Raw genomic sequence first — 16,485 nt, 5'->3', positions numbered from 1 at the left:
CAACTTTTCTTAAAATTATGCTTCACATAATTTTTATTGTATCAAATTTCTGATTATTTGACAACAAAATTAATAACCTTGGCCTTAAAATGCCAAGGTTATTAATTTTGTTACTAATTTCTACTTATTAATTTATTTTCTAACATAGCAACAATCTTATACATCAAAAATGCTATTATTGAAAGTATTACTATACTCATCATAACCATATCTAATTGCGAAATTTGACCACCATAAACAATTAAAAATCCTAATCCTTCTCTTGCTACAAGGAATTCACCCATTATTACCCCAACCCATGATAAACCTACATTTATTTTAAGAGCTGAAATTAATATTGGAACATTTGCTGGAAAAATTACTCTTCTTAATGTTTGTGCTTTACTTGCACCTAATGTTTTCATAAGTGTAAGTTTTCCTTTATCTACTTCGTTAAACCCAGTTAAAACACTAATTATAGTTGTTACAATAGAGATAAGTAAAGCAATAACTATAATTGCTGTCATACCATTACCAACCCAAAATATAACTATTGGAGCTAATGCAACTTTAGGTAATGCATTTAAAACTACAAGATATGGGTCCAAAACCTTAGATGTAAATGGACATGCCCATAATATAACTGCTATTATTGTTCCAAGAATAGTACCTAGTGTAAATCCTAAAATTGTTTCATAACAAGTAACCCAAATATGTCGTCCTAAAGTTCCATCATTAACAAAAGACATAAGGGATTTACATATTCTACTAGGACTTGAAGTTAAAAAGGGATCTATCCATTTTAAATCTGCAGCAATTTCCCATAATCCAATTAATATAACTAATATTGATATTCTAACTACAGCAAGTTTTACTTTATCTCTCTTTACTCTTTTTAAATATTTTTCATGTTCCTTACTCATTACACTTATCCAACTCCTTCCACAACAAATTAAAATACTCATTAAATTCTGGTTCTTTTCTTCTTTGAAATGGAGTTGCTTCTTTATTTTCAAATTCAATTTTTATATCTAATTTAACTTTTGATGGTCTTTTAGTTAACATAATTATTCTATCTGAAGTTGCTATAGCTTCTCCTAAATCATGTGTAACCATAATTGCCGTTTTCTCTTCCTTCTTTATTATATCAGTTACTTCGTCACATACTTTTAATCTAGTTTGGTAATCTAAGGCTGAAAAAGGTTCATCTAATAGTAAAACTTCTGGACTTAATGCTAAAGTCCTTATAAGTGCTACTCTTTGTCTCATTCCTCCTGATAATTCATTTGGTTTATGATCTTTAAATTTTGCTAAGTCATAATTTTCAAGTAGTTTTTCTACTCTTTCTATATTCTCCTTATTTAATAGCTTCTTTACTTTCAATCCAAGTAATACATTATCCCATACTGTTAACCATTCAAATAAGTAATCCTTTTGGAACATATATCCCATTTTATCTAATCTATTCTTTATATTTTTATCATTATAAATAACTTCTCCACCTGAAGGCTCCAACAATCCACTTATAATATTTAAAAGTGTTGATTTACCACAACCTGATGGACCTATAATACTTACAAATTCACCTTTTGGAACTGTAAAGTTTACCTCTTTTATAGCTTCTGTTTCACCCTTTAAAGATTGATAGGTCAATCTAATATTTGATACTTCTATTAAATTCAATATATACACCACCTTTCTATTTATGTATTTTTAGAAAGGAGCTTTCCTAATTTTAGCCCTAAATATCTATTTAAATATTTAGAGCTAAAATTTTTTCTGTATTTACTTATTGTTAATAACATCTTCAGCAAATTTATTGTTAACTATTTTATTAAAGTCAGGTCTTGATGGTAAAAGTGTTTTATCATAACTTTCAATTATGTCCATTAATCTATCAAGATCTTCTTTTTCAATTTTAGGTTCTTTAGCTAACGCATCTATTTTTCTGTAGTTTTTAACAACATTAACTATTATCTCCTTATCTGTTCCTGGGAAAAATGAAATAATAGCATCTGCAACCTCTTCATCACTATGTGTTTGTACCCATTGTTGTCCCTTATAAATAGCTCTAGTAAATTTTTCAATCACTTCAGGATTTTCATCCATATATGACTTTGTAGAAAAGAAACATGTATATGGAATATCTCCTGCTGATTCTCCTATAGAAGCGACTATTTTTCCACTTCCTTCTTTTTCTAACATAGATGCTGTAGGTTCAAACAATGTTACATAATCTCCAGTACCTGCTTTAAATGCTCCTGCTGTTGCAGTGAAGTCTAAATTGGTAACTAGATTTACATCAGTCTTAGGATCTAATCCATTTTTTCTTAGAACATACTCAAATGCCATTTGAGGCATTCCACCTGGTCTTCCCCCAATCATCTCAACATTTTTTAATTCCTTCCAATCGAAATTAGATTCTTCTTTTCTTCCAACTAAAAATGATCCATCTCTTTGAGTTAATTGAGCAAAAAGAACTGGATAGTCCTCTCTACCTTGATTATTAATGTAAATTACTTGTTCTGGACCACAAAATCCTATATCTGCATTTTTACTTAATACTTGCTGCATTGTTTTGTCTGCAACTTATTCTTATACACAAATATATATATTTTTTATTTAAATATTAATATCATAAGGGTTACTATACTTATAGCTAATGCAATTATATTCATCCCTGCTGTTATTTTGTCTATTTTTCTCATTTTTTCACCTCTTTCTATATTTATATAATAATAATAAATATAACAGTCGATATTTCCTAAAATAAATAATGTAAAAAATAGCCTATAAGACAAATAATAGATAATATTAATCCTAAATATCCTAAAATTAAAGTTTTCTTAAATGACATATTTCTAATTTTAATCAACCTATTTTTGCTATTTATTATATAAGATATACTCAAAAATAATAAAATCATTTGTGGAATTATATTAAATAATTCCGGAATTCTTGATGTAGATAAAAGAAGTAGAAAAACAATACCACTAAAAATTAAATTTAATTTTTTATATAACTTTAAATTCATTTATTCCCCCCAAATTAAATAAATACTAAACTTTTAAGCAGTTAAAATAATAAGAATCCTTTAATATTATTTAATTAAAGAATATCTAAAACCCGCCTATAATCAATTGGAATAACGCTTTTATAGCTAATATTAAAAATACTACTAATCCAATTAAGGTTATTACTCTACGAATTAATTCTTTATATATTTTGTCCATATTAATTATGAAGAATATAAGTAAATATTATTATTTAACCTCCTTCACATTACTCACCCCTTTCACCAAACACATTGTACTATTCGTATTAATATAAGTCAATAATGTAAAAATAAGGGATAAAGATTGATAATCTATGCTTTATAGATATTTATTCTTTATTTAAATTCTACAAATTTCACTTCTATTGTTCTATCTGTTATAACGATATATCTTCTTACCTTCATATAAAAAAAATTAGAGAAATAAAGCATATTTATACTCTATTTCTCTAATTAATAATCTTTAAGTTAATTATACAGCTCTTAAAAGCTGTTTTAAATTCATATTAAAAATTAATATAATTATCTTGATGGATTCTCAAATGATGGAGGGGTTGGATTAGGACTTTTATGTGGTTCACTTGGAGATGATAAATCAAAATAAAGTTTTGAATCTTCCGTAACTCCAAAATCTTTATTTGATCCTGTATTTTGTACTTTATTTAAAGCCTCTCTAAATAAAGCATTATGAGCTTCTTCTCTATTAAGTAAAAAATCTATAGTTTCTTTTACATATTTATCATCAATTTGTCTATATAAATATTCATATACTACTTTTGCTCTTTGTTCTGATGCTATATTAGAAAGTAAATCTGCTACTAAATCTCCTGTAACTGTTACATAATCTGCTGTCCATGGAGCTCCTGATGAATTTATTAAAACAGGGGATAATCCACATTGTACATGAGTTTGAATTTCTCCATTAGTAACTTTACAATTATCTACATCATGACCATTTAATAAATTTATTGTTTGAGCAACCATTTCCATATGACTTAATTCTTCTGCAGCTATATCTAAAAATAAGTCTTTTATTTCTTTATCCTTTATTCTAAAACTTTGTGCCATATATTGCATAGCTGCTTTTAGCTCTCCATTTCCTCCACCAAGTTGTTCTTGCATTAAAACAGCATATTGAGGATTAGGTTTTTCCACCATTACATCTCTTAATAATTTTTTTTCATGTTTAAACATAAAATCAACCTCCAACTTTTTAAATTTCTATCTTATTTTTTTCCACCAATAAAAATATTATTCACATTAATAATATTTTTGTCTATTTTAATGAGCTTATTATTATTAAAATCAATATTTACTAATTAATATTTAATCCTAATTATTTATTATTTACTAATTTGGTATATTTTTTGTTGATAATAAGCATAATAATTTCGAAATATACTATAAGGAGTGATTAAAATGCCAAATTTAACACAATTAGAATTGCAAAATTTACGACATCTTATAGGTGCCCATGCTACAATTGCAAATAAATTAGATGATTTTTCTAAACAATGTACTGATCCTGAAATATGCAACATACTAAAACAAGATGCTAATGAAGCGAGAATGAGCAAAGATAAATTAATGTCATTCTTAAAATAGGAGGGTTTATGTAATGAAAGAAAAAGATATAATGAATGATTATTTAAGTATGATTAATAGCAGTTTGGTAAATTACGCTAATGTAATAGCTCAAACAGATAATCAAGAACTACGTCAAACTATACAACAAATGAGAAATGAAGATGAAATTCGTCAATATTCAATATACCAAAAAGCAAAAGAAAAAGGATATTATAAACCTGCTCAACCAGCAGCTCAAAATGATATTAATACAATTAAATCTGAATTAAATAGTGGCCAATAAAAAACTATTAATAATATAAATCCAATAAAAATAAAGGGATAGAGCAAGTTTTTTCTTACTCTATCCCTTTATATAACAATCTATACTTTATAGATATTTACTATCTATTCACACTCTGCAAACTTCTCTCCTGTCGCTCTATTTGTTATAGCGACATATCTTCTTACCCCTGTATAACTAATATAAGAAACCCATACGTAATTATCAGTTATAACTACATAATCATAGTTAAATGATTCTCCAGCTTCATAAGTTCCTATAGGCTCATTATTTATTGAAGGCTTATTTCTTATATTAAGTGTACATTTAACAGTACATACTCCTACTTCTTCATATTCCTTTACTATACTTTCTTTAATATCTACTTCATTTGATACTTCATCATTACTTCCATTTTCATATACTGGATAATCAGTAAATGTACTATCATTATCTTTTGGAGCATAAATCTGAACTGTTCCAAAACAACTTGTATTAATTACTTTTACATCTCCTCTATCTTCTATTATTCTATAACTAAGTCCTCCATATTGACTAGGTGCTAAATATGCAAATTCATTCCCCTTTATAGGCTTAACATTCATGTTATATATAGACCAGCTTTCCATATGTGGTTTTAAATTTAAATATAGTCCTGAAGCTAATTCTGATTGTTGTTGTGATTCTACTTTAACAACTGGAATTATGACTTCTCCATCTATCATCTTTTTAAATTCAATCCACTTTTCCCAATTGTTATCTGCAAATCCTGATGGACAACATTTATAAGATGCATCATAATGTCTAACAACTCTTTCATTTGGAATACCATATTTATGTTGTAATTCTTTTACTAACTCAATAGTATTTTTTACTGTTGCATCTGAATAAGTATAGTTAGTACAACACATTTCAATACCTATTGAATTTTGATTATTTATTCCATTTCTATTATATCCATCCCCACAATGCCAAGCTCCATTAAATTCTTCTACTACTTGAACTATATCATTATCATCTACAAAATAATGTGCTGAAGCTTGTCTATCACAAGCATTAAAATACTTTGCATTATTTATTGCTGTATCTGTTTTATTTCCTGTTCCATGTATAACTAAATATTTAATACTATTCCCTTCAAAATAATTGTACTCACTTATCATTCTTTTAATTTTTAACATAATTAAATCACCTTTCCTTTTTTTAATATTTCTATAATATAAAAAGCAGGATTACTCCTGCCATGTAAACTTAATTTATATTTATTTTAAAATCTTTCTTTAACAATACTTCTTTACCTTTGTTTACTTCTCCAGCTATAGCTTGTCTTAATTCTTCCACTTGATCTTTAGTTAAGTAAGGTATTTTTTCTAACAATATTTTGTCAAATTCATTTGCTTTAGAGGTCAACGTCTCTTTTAAAGTATCATTTATTCTATACTTTTCTTCTACTATGTTCCATACTTGCTTAGCCATAATTAATTCTTCTTTATACTTACTTAATTTTAGATTCTTTTCTGCTAATTCTTTTTGCTTATCTATATATAATATTGCAGCATCTCCAACAGTTTTTATTACCGCTACGAAGATTCCTGTTACTCCTATTGCTAGAGCACTTAAAACTGGTGGTAAAATTTGATTTATTAAAATTTCTTTCATAATTTTTATTCCTCCCTTTTTATTTCAATTTAATTAAAAAAGCAACTACTGTACTTATTAAAGTTCCAGCAATTGCTCTCCAAAGCCATTTGTTTGTATCTTCTAAATCCTTTATTCTGTTATTTGCTACCTTAATTTTTTCTTCTTGAACTTGGAATTTTAAATCTACATTCTGTACAATACTTGTTAGTGTAGCTTTTATTTCAACTACATTTTCTCTTATTTCATAAATAATAGGGTTTTCATCTGCCATATCACACCTCTTAAATTGATTTTATTTTTGAAGAAATAATTCTAGCAAAAATATCATGAAGTTTTTTGTTAGGATGTACATGATCATCGGCACTATTGAAAAAATATGATTGATTAAATTCGTTTAAGCCACATTCACTATATAAATTAACAACTGGTATTCCATAGTATCTACATGATTTTTCAACTGCGTCTACATATTCATAATAATAATGTTGTTCGGCTTTATTTTTTTTGTTAATTTTATTAAAGTAGTTATCATGCTGACCAGGATTATGAGGTATTACAAACATTAATCTTACATCAGGTTTTTGTTCTAATATTTTTTTAATAGCCATATATATACTGCCATAGAAAGTATCATCTGTTTTATCATTAATAGATCCTATTGGAGTATTTCCACCAAAATCATTCATACATACCATTATGCTTATTAAATCTGCATTATCGATTTGTTCACTTGTAACATTTGACATAAATTGTTTCAAATTAAAACCTGGGTTTGATTGTGTTACAACATTATTAAAGCCAATAATTTTTTTAATTTCATTTTGATACAGTTCTTGAGATGTTATAGAGTCTCCTATACATAATAAATTTTTACCTTCCCAATAATTATCTTTATTAATAACTTTTTTTCAATGCAATACGCTCTATTGCTAATAATAAAACTATCTACGCCTGTAATATTAGGTATATTATCTAAATTTAATGTTATATCTGCATATATTCCACTCTTATTAAACTCATCTATTCTTATAGTTTCTATTCCATTTCTATTTAGGTTTTCAATCCAGTAATTACATACTATATTATTATCCTTAGTATCATAAATTATAATTTGTGTTGTTTTTCCAATTCCACCGCCACAAGTTATTGTATATTCTCTATTTTTTAATGCATTATATAATTTAATTTCATAAACATTATTAATTACATTTACTGTTTTATTATCTATTTTTCTTGGTTTAAAAGGATAAAATATTTTTTCAATACTAAAAAATTCTTTGTTTATTATGTTACTCCAATTTACACTATCCCTTTCAAAATCATTTTGCATAGATTTTTTAGTTTCAGTTGTAAAACTATCAATATAGTCATTAAACTTTTTTTTGAAATTTGAAAATGGAATTTCTATTTCACTTATAGCAACTATAGTTGTTTTCTTTTCACTTATCGGAGCTGTTATTATAATATAACTCACATTAGATGGGGTTTTAATAATTTTAGGTGTCGGAGTTTCTCCACCACTTATATATTTATTATTGCTATCAAAAAAAGAATAAGCATAAACAGAACTTTTGAAAATATTAACATTTGCTGGAATATAAATCTTACCACTAACAAAAAAACCATCATGGTCATAAATACTACCAATTTCCCCATAAATACATTTATTATCAGTTGCTTGTAAAGGGTTAAAAATATTAATATCATTTTTTATAAAAGTTGTTTTTTCTTCTGTTATTTGTTTATCAACTATATTTTCTGTTAATATAGTATCTTTACCAACTACAGATACACTCCCCCCTGTCATAGCTTCTTTAATATCTTGTCCCATATTTGCCATCGATAAAATATCATCTTTACTAAGCTTTAAGTTTTTCAAATTAATTACTTTCTGCTCTAATTCCAAATTGACTTGTTCATTTTCTTTATCTAGTCTTTCTTTTAAACTGCTATAAGAACTACCATCTTTACCTACTCTTGCTTGAACTATTTCGCTATTAGATGATCCAGCATTAATTACTTGCCTATCATAGTCCTCTCTTAATTTCTCTACAACTTCAATTCCTTCTGCTATGCTTTCTCTAACCTCTCCTCCAAATATAGCTTTTCTTATTTTATCTGCTATAACTCCCATATTAAACTCCTCCTAATTGTATTCCTGTAATATGAATATTTATCCCCTCTCCAATAGCTTTTAATGAATTAATCATTATTGTATTATTTATAATTCTAGTTTCCTTTTGTTCTAAAATAACAAAAAAAGCAACACCATCTATATTTAGCATTACTTCCTTTTTGATATCATTACTATTATGCAATATTATAGTTTTTACTACTGCTCCATTTATATTATTATAAATTTCAGATTCTATATCACTTAAAATTCCAGCCTTTATTCTTATAATTTCATCCATTTAATAATCACCTGTCATTAGTCTTATATTTATTTTATTTAATTTATTATTTATTTTATTTAATTTTTCATTAATATTTAAAATTGAATTACTATTTTCCTCTACTATTAAATTTACACTTTGAATATTATTGTTTAATGTATTGATATTTTCCACTAATTCCTTTGTGGTAGCAATATTAATAGCTACAGCTTCATTTATAGCCTTAACATTTCCATTGGTATTATCTAAAACCTTTATGGTATTAACTAACTCATCAGATATAGAGTTCATAGTTTTTATAGAGGTTTTAAGAGTTGTTTTTACATTATCAACTTCTTTTATGGTATTTAAATTTTTTAATTGATATGTTTTTATATCTTCAAATTTTTCACCAAATATTAAAGAAGATTCTTGTGGTTTATTAAAATTTATATTTTTTTCTATAATTCTTAAATCTTCATCTATATTCATAATCGGATTTATAATTCTATATATATTTCCTACTTCAAATTCTTCTATTTCTAATCCTATAATTGAAAGGTCCAATGCACTTATATTATATTTCTTTTTAACTCTATTTTTTTCTAACAAGTATTTTTTACCTTTTTTTAATAAATTACTGTCAATAGTAACATCATCCCATTTTATATATCCTTCTATTATTCCAAACCTGTTAATAGCCTCAATATCATCTATATATTTAATGCCACCATTTACAGATTCAATAGTTAATCGTTTTTCACTATCATCAATCTTTGCCCCTAACGGAGTTAATCTTGATATTATACCTGTAGGATCTTTTTCTTCCTCCAATGTTTTTAAATTCTTTGATAATCTTATCTCTAAATTTGTATTTCTTCCAATACTTGATAAATAGTCTAAATATCTAACCTCATTTTCATATCTTATTTTTAATTCTCCACCTAATCTACTTATCAATTTATCTTTTATAACCTCTAAAGTTTTTCCATAATTTATAAATCTATATAAACTATCATTATTATCCTCTACAGTTATATTTCCAAGTATAAGTTTCTTATCTTCCTCAACCTGCTTATTATGTCTATCTATAATTAACTTAAAAAAATCTCTGACTTTTATGTTATGGTATTCTCCATAATCTTGAATAGAATCCAGCAAGTAACCTAATTCACTTTCACAAATAATTGTTTTAATAACTTTTCCATCTTCACTCATTTTTTCTTTAGATATTAAAACTCTTCCTTTAAACTCTATCTTTCCACTATTAATATTTACAACATCTATTTTACTTTTGAATTCCTCAATTAAATTGTATCCTGGATTATTAGGCAATATATCAAATGTAAAACTATCAATACTATTAATTCCTTTTTTAATATTTCCATTCAATAATTTAGGAGAAAATAAATCAACTGATACTGAATTTATAACTATTTCATTATCCTTATTTTTCATAACTACTTCATACATTAAATAACCTCTTTCCTAAATAAGAATTTCAAGTGTCCACTTCCTGTTATTGTTATGATATTTATATTTTTATTTAGCTTAAATCTCCAATCTTTAGAGTTTCCTTTTTTAAAGTAATATGTGGTACTATCTTTTTTTATAATAAAATCTGAATCACATACTATTTCAGGAATTATTTTTTTAGAACTTGAATTTATTAATTTAATTTCTTTAGTTCCATCTATAAAGAAATTTGTTTCTTGTAAATAATCTGTTTCAAAATTAAAATCATCCCATGGTATTAATCCTTCATTATATACTCTTATTTTATATGGATATGCTTTAAAATTTACTGTGATTTCCCAAAATGTACTAAGTTCTTTATAATCTATTGATAAACATTCTGCTAAAAAATAATACCCTTTTATATCATCATCATATAGTTTAAAATTCTTATTATCATAAAGCCATTCAATAACTTTATCCCCTTTAGAATATAGCTCTTCTTTTGAATTACATATAAGGTTAAATATATATTGAATTTCTCTATCTTTAAATATCTCTTCTCCATATAGTCTAGAAAAATCATAATTATAATTTGAAAAAGGAACCCTCTCCGATATTTTTTCTTTTCCAGGAATACTTATATATTTTGATTTAATTATTAATCCATAATCTCTAAAACTATGTTTACCATCTTTTATTATTCCTTCATAATTTATCAATTAATAATAAGCCCCCTTTCTGCTAAAACCATTCTATTCCCTCCAACAATATCATTAGCTTTTGCTGTAGCTTCTGCTAATTGCATATCATTTAGATTAATAGGAACATGAATAGTTAAATTTGATATACTTCCTTTATCTATTTCTCCCCTTGAATATTTATCATTTTCACTTGCTGTTAATACTCTTTCTCCTTTATGAAGTCTTGCAATATATCCATCAACTGGAACATAATTAAGGCCGTTATAATGACTTCCATCAACTTTCATTTCATTTGATTTACTTGAAGCATCAGAAAATTTACTAGTTATCCATTGCCATTTTTCACTTACCCAGCTACTCAAACTGTCCCATCCAGTCTTAATTTTTCCTGTTTGAAATTCTACTTCATTTTCTATTCCAGGAGTTGAATTTTTAATTTCATTCTTAATACCTTCACAAGCTTCATTAGCTTTCTTTATCTGTTCATCTTTAGTATTTTTAGCATCTCTAACCATATTATCGTATTCTTCTTTAGTTATTAATCCAGCTTCTTTCAATCTAGTTGCTTGTTTTATTACCTCATCATATTTTTCATTAGCTGCTTTTATCTCTCCATCTTTTGCTTCATTTGCTTTAGTTATCATTTCACTTGCCATTTCAGCTGTTAATCTACCTTGATATTCTTTCATTCTTTCTCTAATTACTGCAGCTTCTTCTTCTGTTCCACTTAAAGTATCTATAGCATTATTTCTCATCTGCTCTTGTAAGCGTGATATTTCATCTAACTCTTCTTGTTTTAATTTAGCATTATTATTTTTAGCATTAGTATATATTTCTGTTATTCTATTCATAGCATTATCTACTATAGCTTGTTGCTCCTGATGTTTTGTATTTATTGTATTTAAAATTTCAGTTTCCCTAGTTTCAGTTAGGCTAGAGTTATTACTAAAAAAATTATTTAAATTAGATGTCATTTCTTCATGCTTAGCTTGTTGAGATGTTTTAATAGTTTCAGCCATATTTTTAAATTTATCTATCATCCCATTAGCTAAATCATCAGTAATAACATCTTGCTTTACTTTTTGTTGATATAAGGATTTTGTTACACCATCATCCATATCCATGTAAGCTTTAACTGCTGTTTTAGTAGACTCACTTATTTCTATAGTATTAGTTTTAACCTGCCTAGTCATAGCTCCATATTGATTTCCTACCATAGTTGATGTATGTTCAACCTTATCAGCAAATAAATCAACAGTTGGTATAACTTCTTTTGATAATGTTTTGTGTATTCCGTAAGCCGCTACTCCGACAACTGCTGCACCAGCTACAAAAGGAGCTGCTGCAACTGCCATTCCCCCTAAACTAGTAAGCAATCCACCAACTCCTGTTATACTTCCTGCTGATCCGGTTACTGCACCTAATAATGCTGATGCTTTACTAGCTAATCCAGCACCTGTTTTAAATATTTTTAAAGCTTTAGATGTTCCTCCTAAAATTGATTTTAAACTTGCAAAAGTTTGGATTCCTCCTCCTATTATTTTTAATACTGGCCCTGCTGCAATAGCAATAGCTCCCCACTTGAGAATATTTTCTTTTTGTTCATCTGATAATCCATTAAATTTTTCAGCAAGTCCACTAATTATATCTGCCATCTTATTAAATGCAGGTACTAAACTTGCACCAAGTTCTATTCCTGAATTCTTTAATTTATTTATAGCACCTTTCATTTGTTCAGCTGGTGTTGCATCCATTTTGTCAAAGGCCGCTTGAGTTGCACCTGCACTTTTCCCCATTGACTCTAACATTTCATTGTACTCTTTGCCATCACCCTTCATAAGGACTAAGGCTGCTGATCCTGCTTCTACACTACCAAACATATCTTTAAGAGTTTTCCCATTCTTATTAGCTTCATTATTTATCATTCCAAGAATTTCAGTAGTAGATTTCCCTTCTTTTTTTAAATCTGAAAAACCTTTCCCAGTAAGTTGTCTAAGTGTCTTATCTGTTATTGATCCACTCTTTCCAAGTTCAGATAACATAGATTTTAAATAAGTACCACTTTCTGCCGTGGCAATACCATTTTTAGTTAATTGTGCATATGAAGCTGATAACTCTTCTACCCCATAATTAACAGAACTAGCTACAGGTATAACAGCTCCCATACTACTAGCTAATTCATCTACTGTAGTTTTACCTAAATTTTGAGTTGTAATAAGTAAATCACTTATCCTAGTTGCATCTTCTGCTTTTAATCCATACCCATTTATAGCAGTAGTCAATACATCAACAGCTTTAGCTCCATCCGTAAATCCACCTTTAGCAAGTTTCATAAAATTTGTAGTAAATTCTATTGCCTTTGTTTGGTCAACTCCTGCTGAAATAGATCCATATACAGCTTCACTAAACTCATCTATTGCTACTTTACTATCACTACTAGCTTTTAATAAGTCCTTCTTATATTTATTAAAATCAACTACATTTGAATCTAATAATGTAGATACTTTGGCAAAAGAGCTTTCAAAATCAACTGACATCTTAGTTAAGCCTACTCCAAACCCAGCTAATGGAAGAGATACAAACTTTGTAAGATTACTACCGGCCTTAGATAACCCTTCTCCTATCTTAGTTACATTAGATAGTTCTTTACTTATTTTTTTAGCCTCATTTGCAGCAACTACACTAGCTTTAGACATATCATCCTTAAAAGTTTTAATATCTGCTTTAATATCAACCATTAAAGGGGCTAATTTAATTCCACTAGTTAAAGCCATTAATTAACCTCCTTTCTATGTTGAAATTCCCTAATTTTTTTTATATCTGCTTTAGTTTGTTTTAATCTCCATAATGCTTTTAAAAATTCTCGTCCATCTTCTGTTTTACTCCAACTATCTATCCAACTTTCTTTTCTATAAAGTAGATATAATGAATATGGAAGGTTTAAAATTTCATTAAAATTAAGCTTCGTATATTCAGATATCCTTCTTAATTCCCCTGTACATAGAATATAGCTTTCTTCCCATTCTTCATTACTTATATACTTATTAATTATTGCCTTTCCTATTTTCCCCTTTGGTATGGGGATTGCTAGTTTGGGTCATTATTTGCCTCATATACCATATTAGTCAATTCTTTAATTATTAAGTCTTGTAACTTATATGGTATATTATCTATATCCTCTAAAGTTAATTTTTTATTAGAGTTATTATTATTTAATATAAGATGAGTTGTCTTACTCTTTATTTCTAAGTAATTATCTTCTGTTACATCCCTTTCTAACTTTCCTATTTCTTTAGTCATCTTTGCTGTTGGTTGAAGTATTTCAAGAACCTCTCCATTAATCTTAATATCTATACTTTGCTTTAAATATTTATCTAAATCTAACACCATTTATATTCCTCCTAATTTATTTTATTTAAATTAAAAAAGAGTGCTTAAAGCACTCTAACACTATATAATTTTAACCAGATATTGCCTTTACCTCTTCATCTGTTAATTCCTCTACAAACTCTGCAAGGAAATTTTTAATATATTCTATTGCAGTAATTTGACTATCTACTGTTAACTCCTTATCTGAGAACTCTAAACTAAATCCATTACCACCCTGACCTATCATTGTAAATCTTATTTTCTTTCCATTTTCTTTAGTATGGACAAATCTTACAAGAATTGTTTTAAGAGCTCCTCCTCCTCCAAACTTCAATACTCTTATCTTCTTTTCTTTATCTGTAGTAAATTTAGCTGTAGATAACAATGATAACTTTTCTAAAGACCAAGTTAATATTCCTGTTTTAGCTGTTATTTCTTCCTTAGTTATAAAACTCTTAACTGTTTTTCCATATTGATTTTTAACATCATATTTTTCAGGTTTATAATCTATACTAAATCCTCCTGAACAATGACCAACATTATGTTCTTCTGTTTCTACTTCTTCATCTTGGGGTATTTCAGTTCCAGTAAATTCATACATATACACTTCCCCAGCACCTAATACAATTTCATTATTGTCTTTTGCCATCTATTTACTCCTCCATTTAATAATAAAAATGCAGGACACTTCCCACATTTGAATTGAATCATTAAATAAAGAACCTCCACCAGCTAACCCACTCCTTAATACTATATTGTGGTTAACTAATGAAGGATCTTTATATTCTATATCTAACTTTTTTAATATCTTTTCTCTTATTTGTAAAGCATTATCAAAATCAATATCTATTATCTTAATTTCAACTTGACTCTCTTTAATAGTTCCACCGCCAATAGGTATAACTGTATATGTTATAAATGGTGGTTCTCCTACTCCAAATACAGGCGTTACATCTAATCCAGTTGTTTCTTCTAGAATATTTTTTATTGCTATTTCTAACATTTAATCACCTGCCAATATATTTACTATTTTATCTTTATTATCTAATTTAGCTTTATCTAAAAAAGGTTTAGCTTTTTGTCCTTTTGTTATATGCCATCCTTTATATTTTCCTGATCTAGCTTTATATTTCCATGGTGTTTTTCTTCCATTTCCATCTTTAGCATATATTCCAGTACCTTGATGTACATATGGAGCTATTTCAGAACTATTCGAAACTTTACCTATAATTTCCTTACTACTAACAGTTACTTCATGTTGCATAGCTGCTCTTAAGTGACCTTGATCTACTGGACAATTCTTCTTAGCCTCTCTTTCTATTAAAAGACATGCTTTCCCCATATTTTTAGCTACTTCTTGAATAATATGAATAGTTGCATTTTCTATACTTCTTTCAAAATCCTTATTATCCATTAGTTTCTACCACCTTTAATAATAAAGTTGTGAATCTACCTTTTGTATTAACCTTAGTTATATTGTAAATTGTATCTCCATCTTTAAGTCGATTAACATTCTTATTAATATCTTTGTAAAATGTTATACCTGTATTAGTACTTTCATTATACCTAACGCTTTGAGTATTTTTCATATCATTAGTGTGATATATAGAAATATCTATTAATTTAACATCTTTCCATTCTTCCCCACTAGCTCCAGAAGGTTTTTTAACCTTCTCTTTAACTTGCAACATAATAGAGTTCATATCACTTATTATACTCACGGCAATCTCCTATATCTTCTAAGTTTTGTCTTAATTTCATTAGGAATATCATCAGTATACGTTTGACTTATTCCCTCATGTGATTCACTTGAAATCCCTTCTGAACCTAATCTATTAATTTTAACAACTACTAATTCTTTAACAATATTGATACAACCTACTGGCATTTGTAAGCCTTCTGATAGGTTTATAGACTCTGCTACATCATTAAAATAATCTGATATTAAATCCTTTAATAATTCATCATTAAAATTAGATATACCTGGTCTTAATTTTAATGATTTTAATATCTTTATTTTTTGCTCTTCTTGAATCACTTTAACACCTCATTCCATAA

20 protein-coding genes and 1 pseudogene are annotated in these 16,485 nt (G+C 27.3%); 2 read left to right on the top strand and 19 right to left on the bottom strand.

What is annotated here, in order from left to right; all coding sequences use genetic code 11:
- Positions 1-113 precede the first annotated feature (113 nt).
- From BTM21_RS03910 to BTM21_RS03890, 4 genes and pseudogenes are all read right to left on the bottom strand, one after another.
- Positions 114-902, bottom strand: a complete 789-nt coding sequence (locus BTM21_RS03910) for an ABC transporter permease (protein WP_079481458.1) — start codon at positions 900-902, stop codon at positions 114-116.
- The gene (locus BTM21_RS03905; RefSeq protein WP_079481459.1) at positions 895-1,662 is read right to left on the bottom strand and encodes an ABC transporter ATP-binding protein; all 768 of its coding nucleotides are present in this window, start codon (positions 1,660-1,662) and stop codon (positions 895-897) included. The genes BTM21_RS03910 and BTM21_RS03905 overlap by 8 nt, the downstream gene beginning before the upstream one ends.
- A 102-nt stretch (positions 1,663-1,764) precedes the next feature.
- Positions 1,765-2,565: pseudogene (locus tag BTM21_RS03900) on the bottom strand (ABC transporter substrate-binding protein); the annotation flags it as partial.
- 991 nt (positions 2,566-3,556) lie between these two features.
- Entirely contained in the window at positions 3,557-4,228 is a 672-nt protein-coding gene (locus BTM21_RS03890; protein WP_079481461.1) for a manganese catalase family protein, read from the bottom strand.
- Positions 4,229-4,453: 225 nt separating this feature from the next.
- Here BTM21_RS03890 and BTM21_RS03885 point away from each other — a divergent pair, with 225 nt between their 5' ends.
- Complete coding sequence (locus BTM21_RS03885; protein ID WP_021876031.1) at positions 4,454-4,639, top strand: hypothetical protein; 186 nt, start codon at positions 4,454-4,456, stop codon at positions 4,637-4,639.
- 13 nt (positions 4,640-4,652) lie between these two features.
- Complete coding sequence (locus BTM21_RS03880; protein ID WP_021876032.1) at positions 4,653-4,904, top strand: spore coat protein; 252 nt, start codon at positions 4,653-4,655, stop codon at positions 4,902-4,904.
- Positions 4,905-5,008: 104 nt separating this feature from the next.
- Here BTM21_RS03880 and BTM21_RS03875 read toward each other — a convergent pair whose 3' ends face one another.
- From BTM21_RS03875 to BTM21_RS03800, 15 genes are all read right to left on the bottom strand, one after another.
- Positions 5,009-6,064: an N-acetylmuramoyl-L-alanine amidase gene (locus tag BTM21_RS03875; RefSeq protein WP_079481462.1), complete on the bottom strand. Its 1,056-nt coding sequence runs from the start codon at positions 6,062-6,064 to the stop codon at positions 5,009-5,011.
- A 70-nt stretch (positions 6,065-6,134) separates the two neighbouring features.
- Positions 6,135-6,542, bottom strand: a complete 408-nt coding sequence (locus BTM21_RS03870; protein WP_021876034.1) for a hypothetical protein — start codon at positions 6,540-6,542, stop codon at positions 6,135-6,137.
- A 19-nt stretch (positions 6,543-6,561) separates the two neighbouring features.
- The gene (locus BTM21_RS03865; protein ID WP_021876035.1) at positions 6,562-6,795 is read right to left on the bottom strand and encodes a hemolysin XhlA family protein; all 234 of its coding nucleotides are present in this window, start codon (positions 6,793-6,795) and stop codon (positions 6,562-6,564) included.
- A gap of 10 nt (positions 6,796-6,805) precedes the next feature.
- The gene (locus tag BTM21_RS03860; RefSeq protein ID WP_242969967.1) at positions 6,806-7,327 is read right to left on the bottom strand and encodes an SGNH/GDSL hydrolase family protein; all 522 of its coding nucleotides are present in this window, start codon (positions 7,325-7,327) and stop codon (positions 6,806-6,808) included.
- 50 nt (positions 7,328-7,377) lie between these two features.
- Positions 7,378-8,658 carry a hypothetical protein gene (locus BTM21_RS03855; RefSeq protein WP_096145345.1) on the bottom strand — a complete coding sequence of 427 codons (1,281 nt, stop codon included), beginning with the start codon at positions 8,656-8,658 and terminating at the stop codon, positions 7,378-7,380.
- 1 nt (position 8,659) lies between these two features.
- Positions 8,660-8,938 carry a hypothetical protein gene (locus tag BTM21_RS03850; RefSeq protein ID WP_021876037.1) on the bottom strand — a complete coding sequence of 93 codons (279 nt, stop codon included), beginning with the start codon at positions 8,936-8,938 and terminating at the stop codon, positions 8,660-8,662.
- Positions 8,939-10,372, bottom strand: a complete 1,434-nt coding sequence (locus BTM21_RS03845) for a phage tail spike protein (RefSeq protein ID WP_021876038.1) — start codon at positions 10,370-10,372, stop codon at positions 8,939-8,941. It lies immediately after the preceding gene.
- Positions 10,372-11,076, bottom strand: a complete 705-nt coding sequence (locus tag BTM21_RS03840; protein WP_079481463.1) for a hypothetical protein — start codon at positions 11,074-11,076, stop codon at positions 10,372-10,374. The genes BTM21_RS03845 and BTM21_RS03840 overlap by 1 nt, the downstream gene beginning before the upstream one ends.
- Complete coding sequence (locus tag BTM21_RS03835; RefSeq protein WP_021876039.1) at positions 11,073-13,832, bottom strand: phage tail tape measure protein; 2,760 nt, start codon at positions 13,830-13,832, stop codon at positions 11,073-11,075. Before BTM21_RS03835 ends, BTM21_RS03840 begins: the two co-directional genes overlap by 4 nt.
- 313 nt (positions 13,833-14,145) lie before the next feature.
- Positions 14,146-14,448, bottom strand: coding sequence for a hypothetical protein (locus BTM21_RS03825; RefSeq protein WP_079481464.1), 303 nt, complete (start codon positions 14,446-14,448; stop codon positions 14,146-14,148).
- A gap of 70 nt (positions 14,449-14,518) precedes the next feature.
- Entirely contained in the window at positions 14,519-15,076 is a 558-nt protein-coding gene (locus BTM21_RS03820; RefSeq protein ID WP_021876041.1) for a hypothetical protein, read from the bottom strand.
- Positions 15,077-15,430 carry a hypothetical protein gene (locus BTM21_RS03815; protein ID WP_021876042.1) on the bottom strand — a complete coding sequence of 118 codons (354 nt, stop codon included), beginning with the start codon at positions 15,428-15,430 and terminating at the stop codon, positions 15,077-15,079. It abuts the gene before it with no gap.
- Entirely contained in the window at positions 15,431-15,841 is a 411-nt protein-coding gene (locus BTM21_RS03810; protein ID WP_079481465.1) for a hypothetical protein, read from the bottom strand.
- On the bottom strand, positions 15,834-16,148 hold the full coding sequence (locus BTM21_RS03805) for a phage head completion protein (protein WP_079481466.1): 315 nt from the start codon (positions 16,146-16,148) through the stop codon (positions 15,834-15,836). Before BTM21_RS03805 ends, BTM21_RS03810 begins: the two co-directional genes overlap by 8 nt.
- Positions 16,145-16,465, bottom strand: a complete 321-nt coding sequence (locus tag BTM21_RS03800) for a phage head-tail connector protein (protein ID WP_021876045.1) — start codon at positions 16,463-16,465, stop codon at positions 16,145-16,147. The genes BTM21_RS03805 and BTM21_RS03800 overlap by 4 nt, the downstream gene beginning before the upstream one ends.
- Positions 16,466-16,485: the final 20 nt, after the last annotated feature.

It is taken from the genome of Clostridium chauvoei (genome assembly GCF_002327185.1).
Taxonomy (GTDB): Bacteria; Bacillota; Clostridia; order Clostridiales; family Clostridiaceae; genus Clostridium; species Clostridium chauvoei.
This window is presented reverse-complemented; position numbering and strand designations above follow the sequence as displayed.

What these genes read in the sequence shown, in the direction of transcription:
- BTM21_RS03910 (WP_079481458.1), bottom strand. Translation starts at nt 902, where the DNA reads ATGAGTAAGGAACATGAAAAATATTTAAAAAGAGTAAAGAGAGATAAA.
- BTM21_RS03890 (WP_079481461.1), bottom strand. Translation starts at nt 4,228, where the DNA reads ATGTTTAAACATGAAAAAAAATTATTAAGAGATGTAATGGTGGAAAAA.
- BTM21_RS03885 (WP_021876031.1), top strand. Translation starts at nt 4,454, where the DNA reads ATGCCAAATTTAACACAATTAGAATTGCAAAATTTACGACATCTTATA.
- BTM21_RS03880 (WP_021876032.1), top strand. Translation starts at nt 4,653, where the DNA reads ATGAAAGAAAAAGATATAATGAATGATTATTTAAGTATGATTAATAGC.
- BTM21_RS03875 (WP_079481462.1), bottom strand. Translation starts at nt 6,064, where the DNA reads ATGTTAAAAATTAAAAGAATGATAAGTGAGTACAATTATTTTGAAGGG.
- BTM21_RS03870 (WP_021876034.1), bottom strand. Translation starts at nt 6,542, where the DNA reads ATGAAAGAAATTTTAATAAATCAAATTTTACCACCAGTTTTAAGTGCT.
- BTM21_RS03865 (WP_021876035.1), bottom strand. Translation starts at nt 6,795, where the DNA reads ATGGCAGATGAAAACCCTATTATTTATGAAATAAGAGAAAATGTAGTT.
- BTM21_RS03855 (WP_096145345.1), bottom strand. Translation starts at nt 8,658, where the DNA reads ATGGGAGTTATAGCAGATAAAATAAGAAAAGCTATATTTGGAGGAGAG.
- BTM21_RS03850 (WP_021876037.1), bottom strand. Translation starts at nt 8,938, where the DNA reads ATGGATGAAATTATAAGAATAAAGGCTGGAATTTTAAGTGATATAGAA.
- BTM21_RS03845 (WP_021876038.1), bottom strand. Translation starts at nt 10,372, where the DNA reads ATGTATGAAGTAGTTATGAAAAATAAGGATAATGAAATAGTTATAAAT.
- BTM21_RS03835 (WP_021876039.1), bottom strand. Translation starts at nt 13,832, where the DNA reads ATGGCTTTAACTAGTGGAATTAAATTAGCCCCTTTAATGGTTGATATT.
- BTM21_RS03825 (WP_079481464.1), bottom strand. Translation starts at nt 14,448, where the DNA reads ATGGTGTTAGATTTAGATAAATATTTAAAGCAAAGTATAGATATTAAG.
- BTM21_RS03820 (WP_021876041.1), bottom strand. Translation starts at nt 15,076, where the DNA reads ATGGCAAAAGACAATAATGAAATTGTATTAGGTGCTGGGGAAGTGTAT.
- BTM21_RS03815 (WP_021876042.1), bottom strand. Translation starts at nt 15,430, where the DNA reads ATGTTAGAAATAGCAATAAAAAATATTCTAGAAGAAACAACTGGATTA.
- BTM21_RS03810 (WP_079481465.1), bottom strand. Translation starts at nt 15,841, where the DNA reads ATGGATAATAAGGATTTTGAAAGAAGTATAGAAAATGCAACTATTCAT.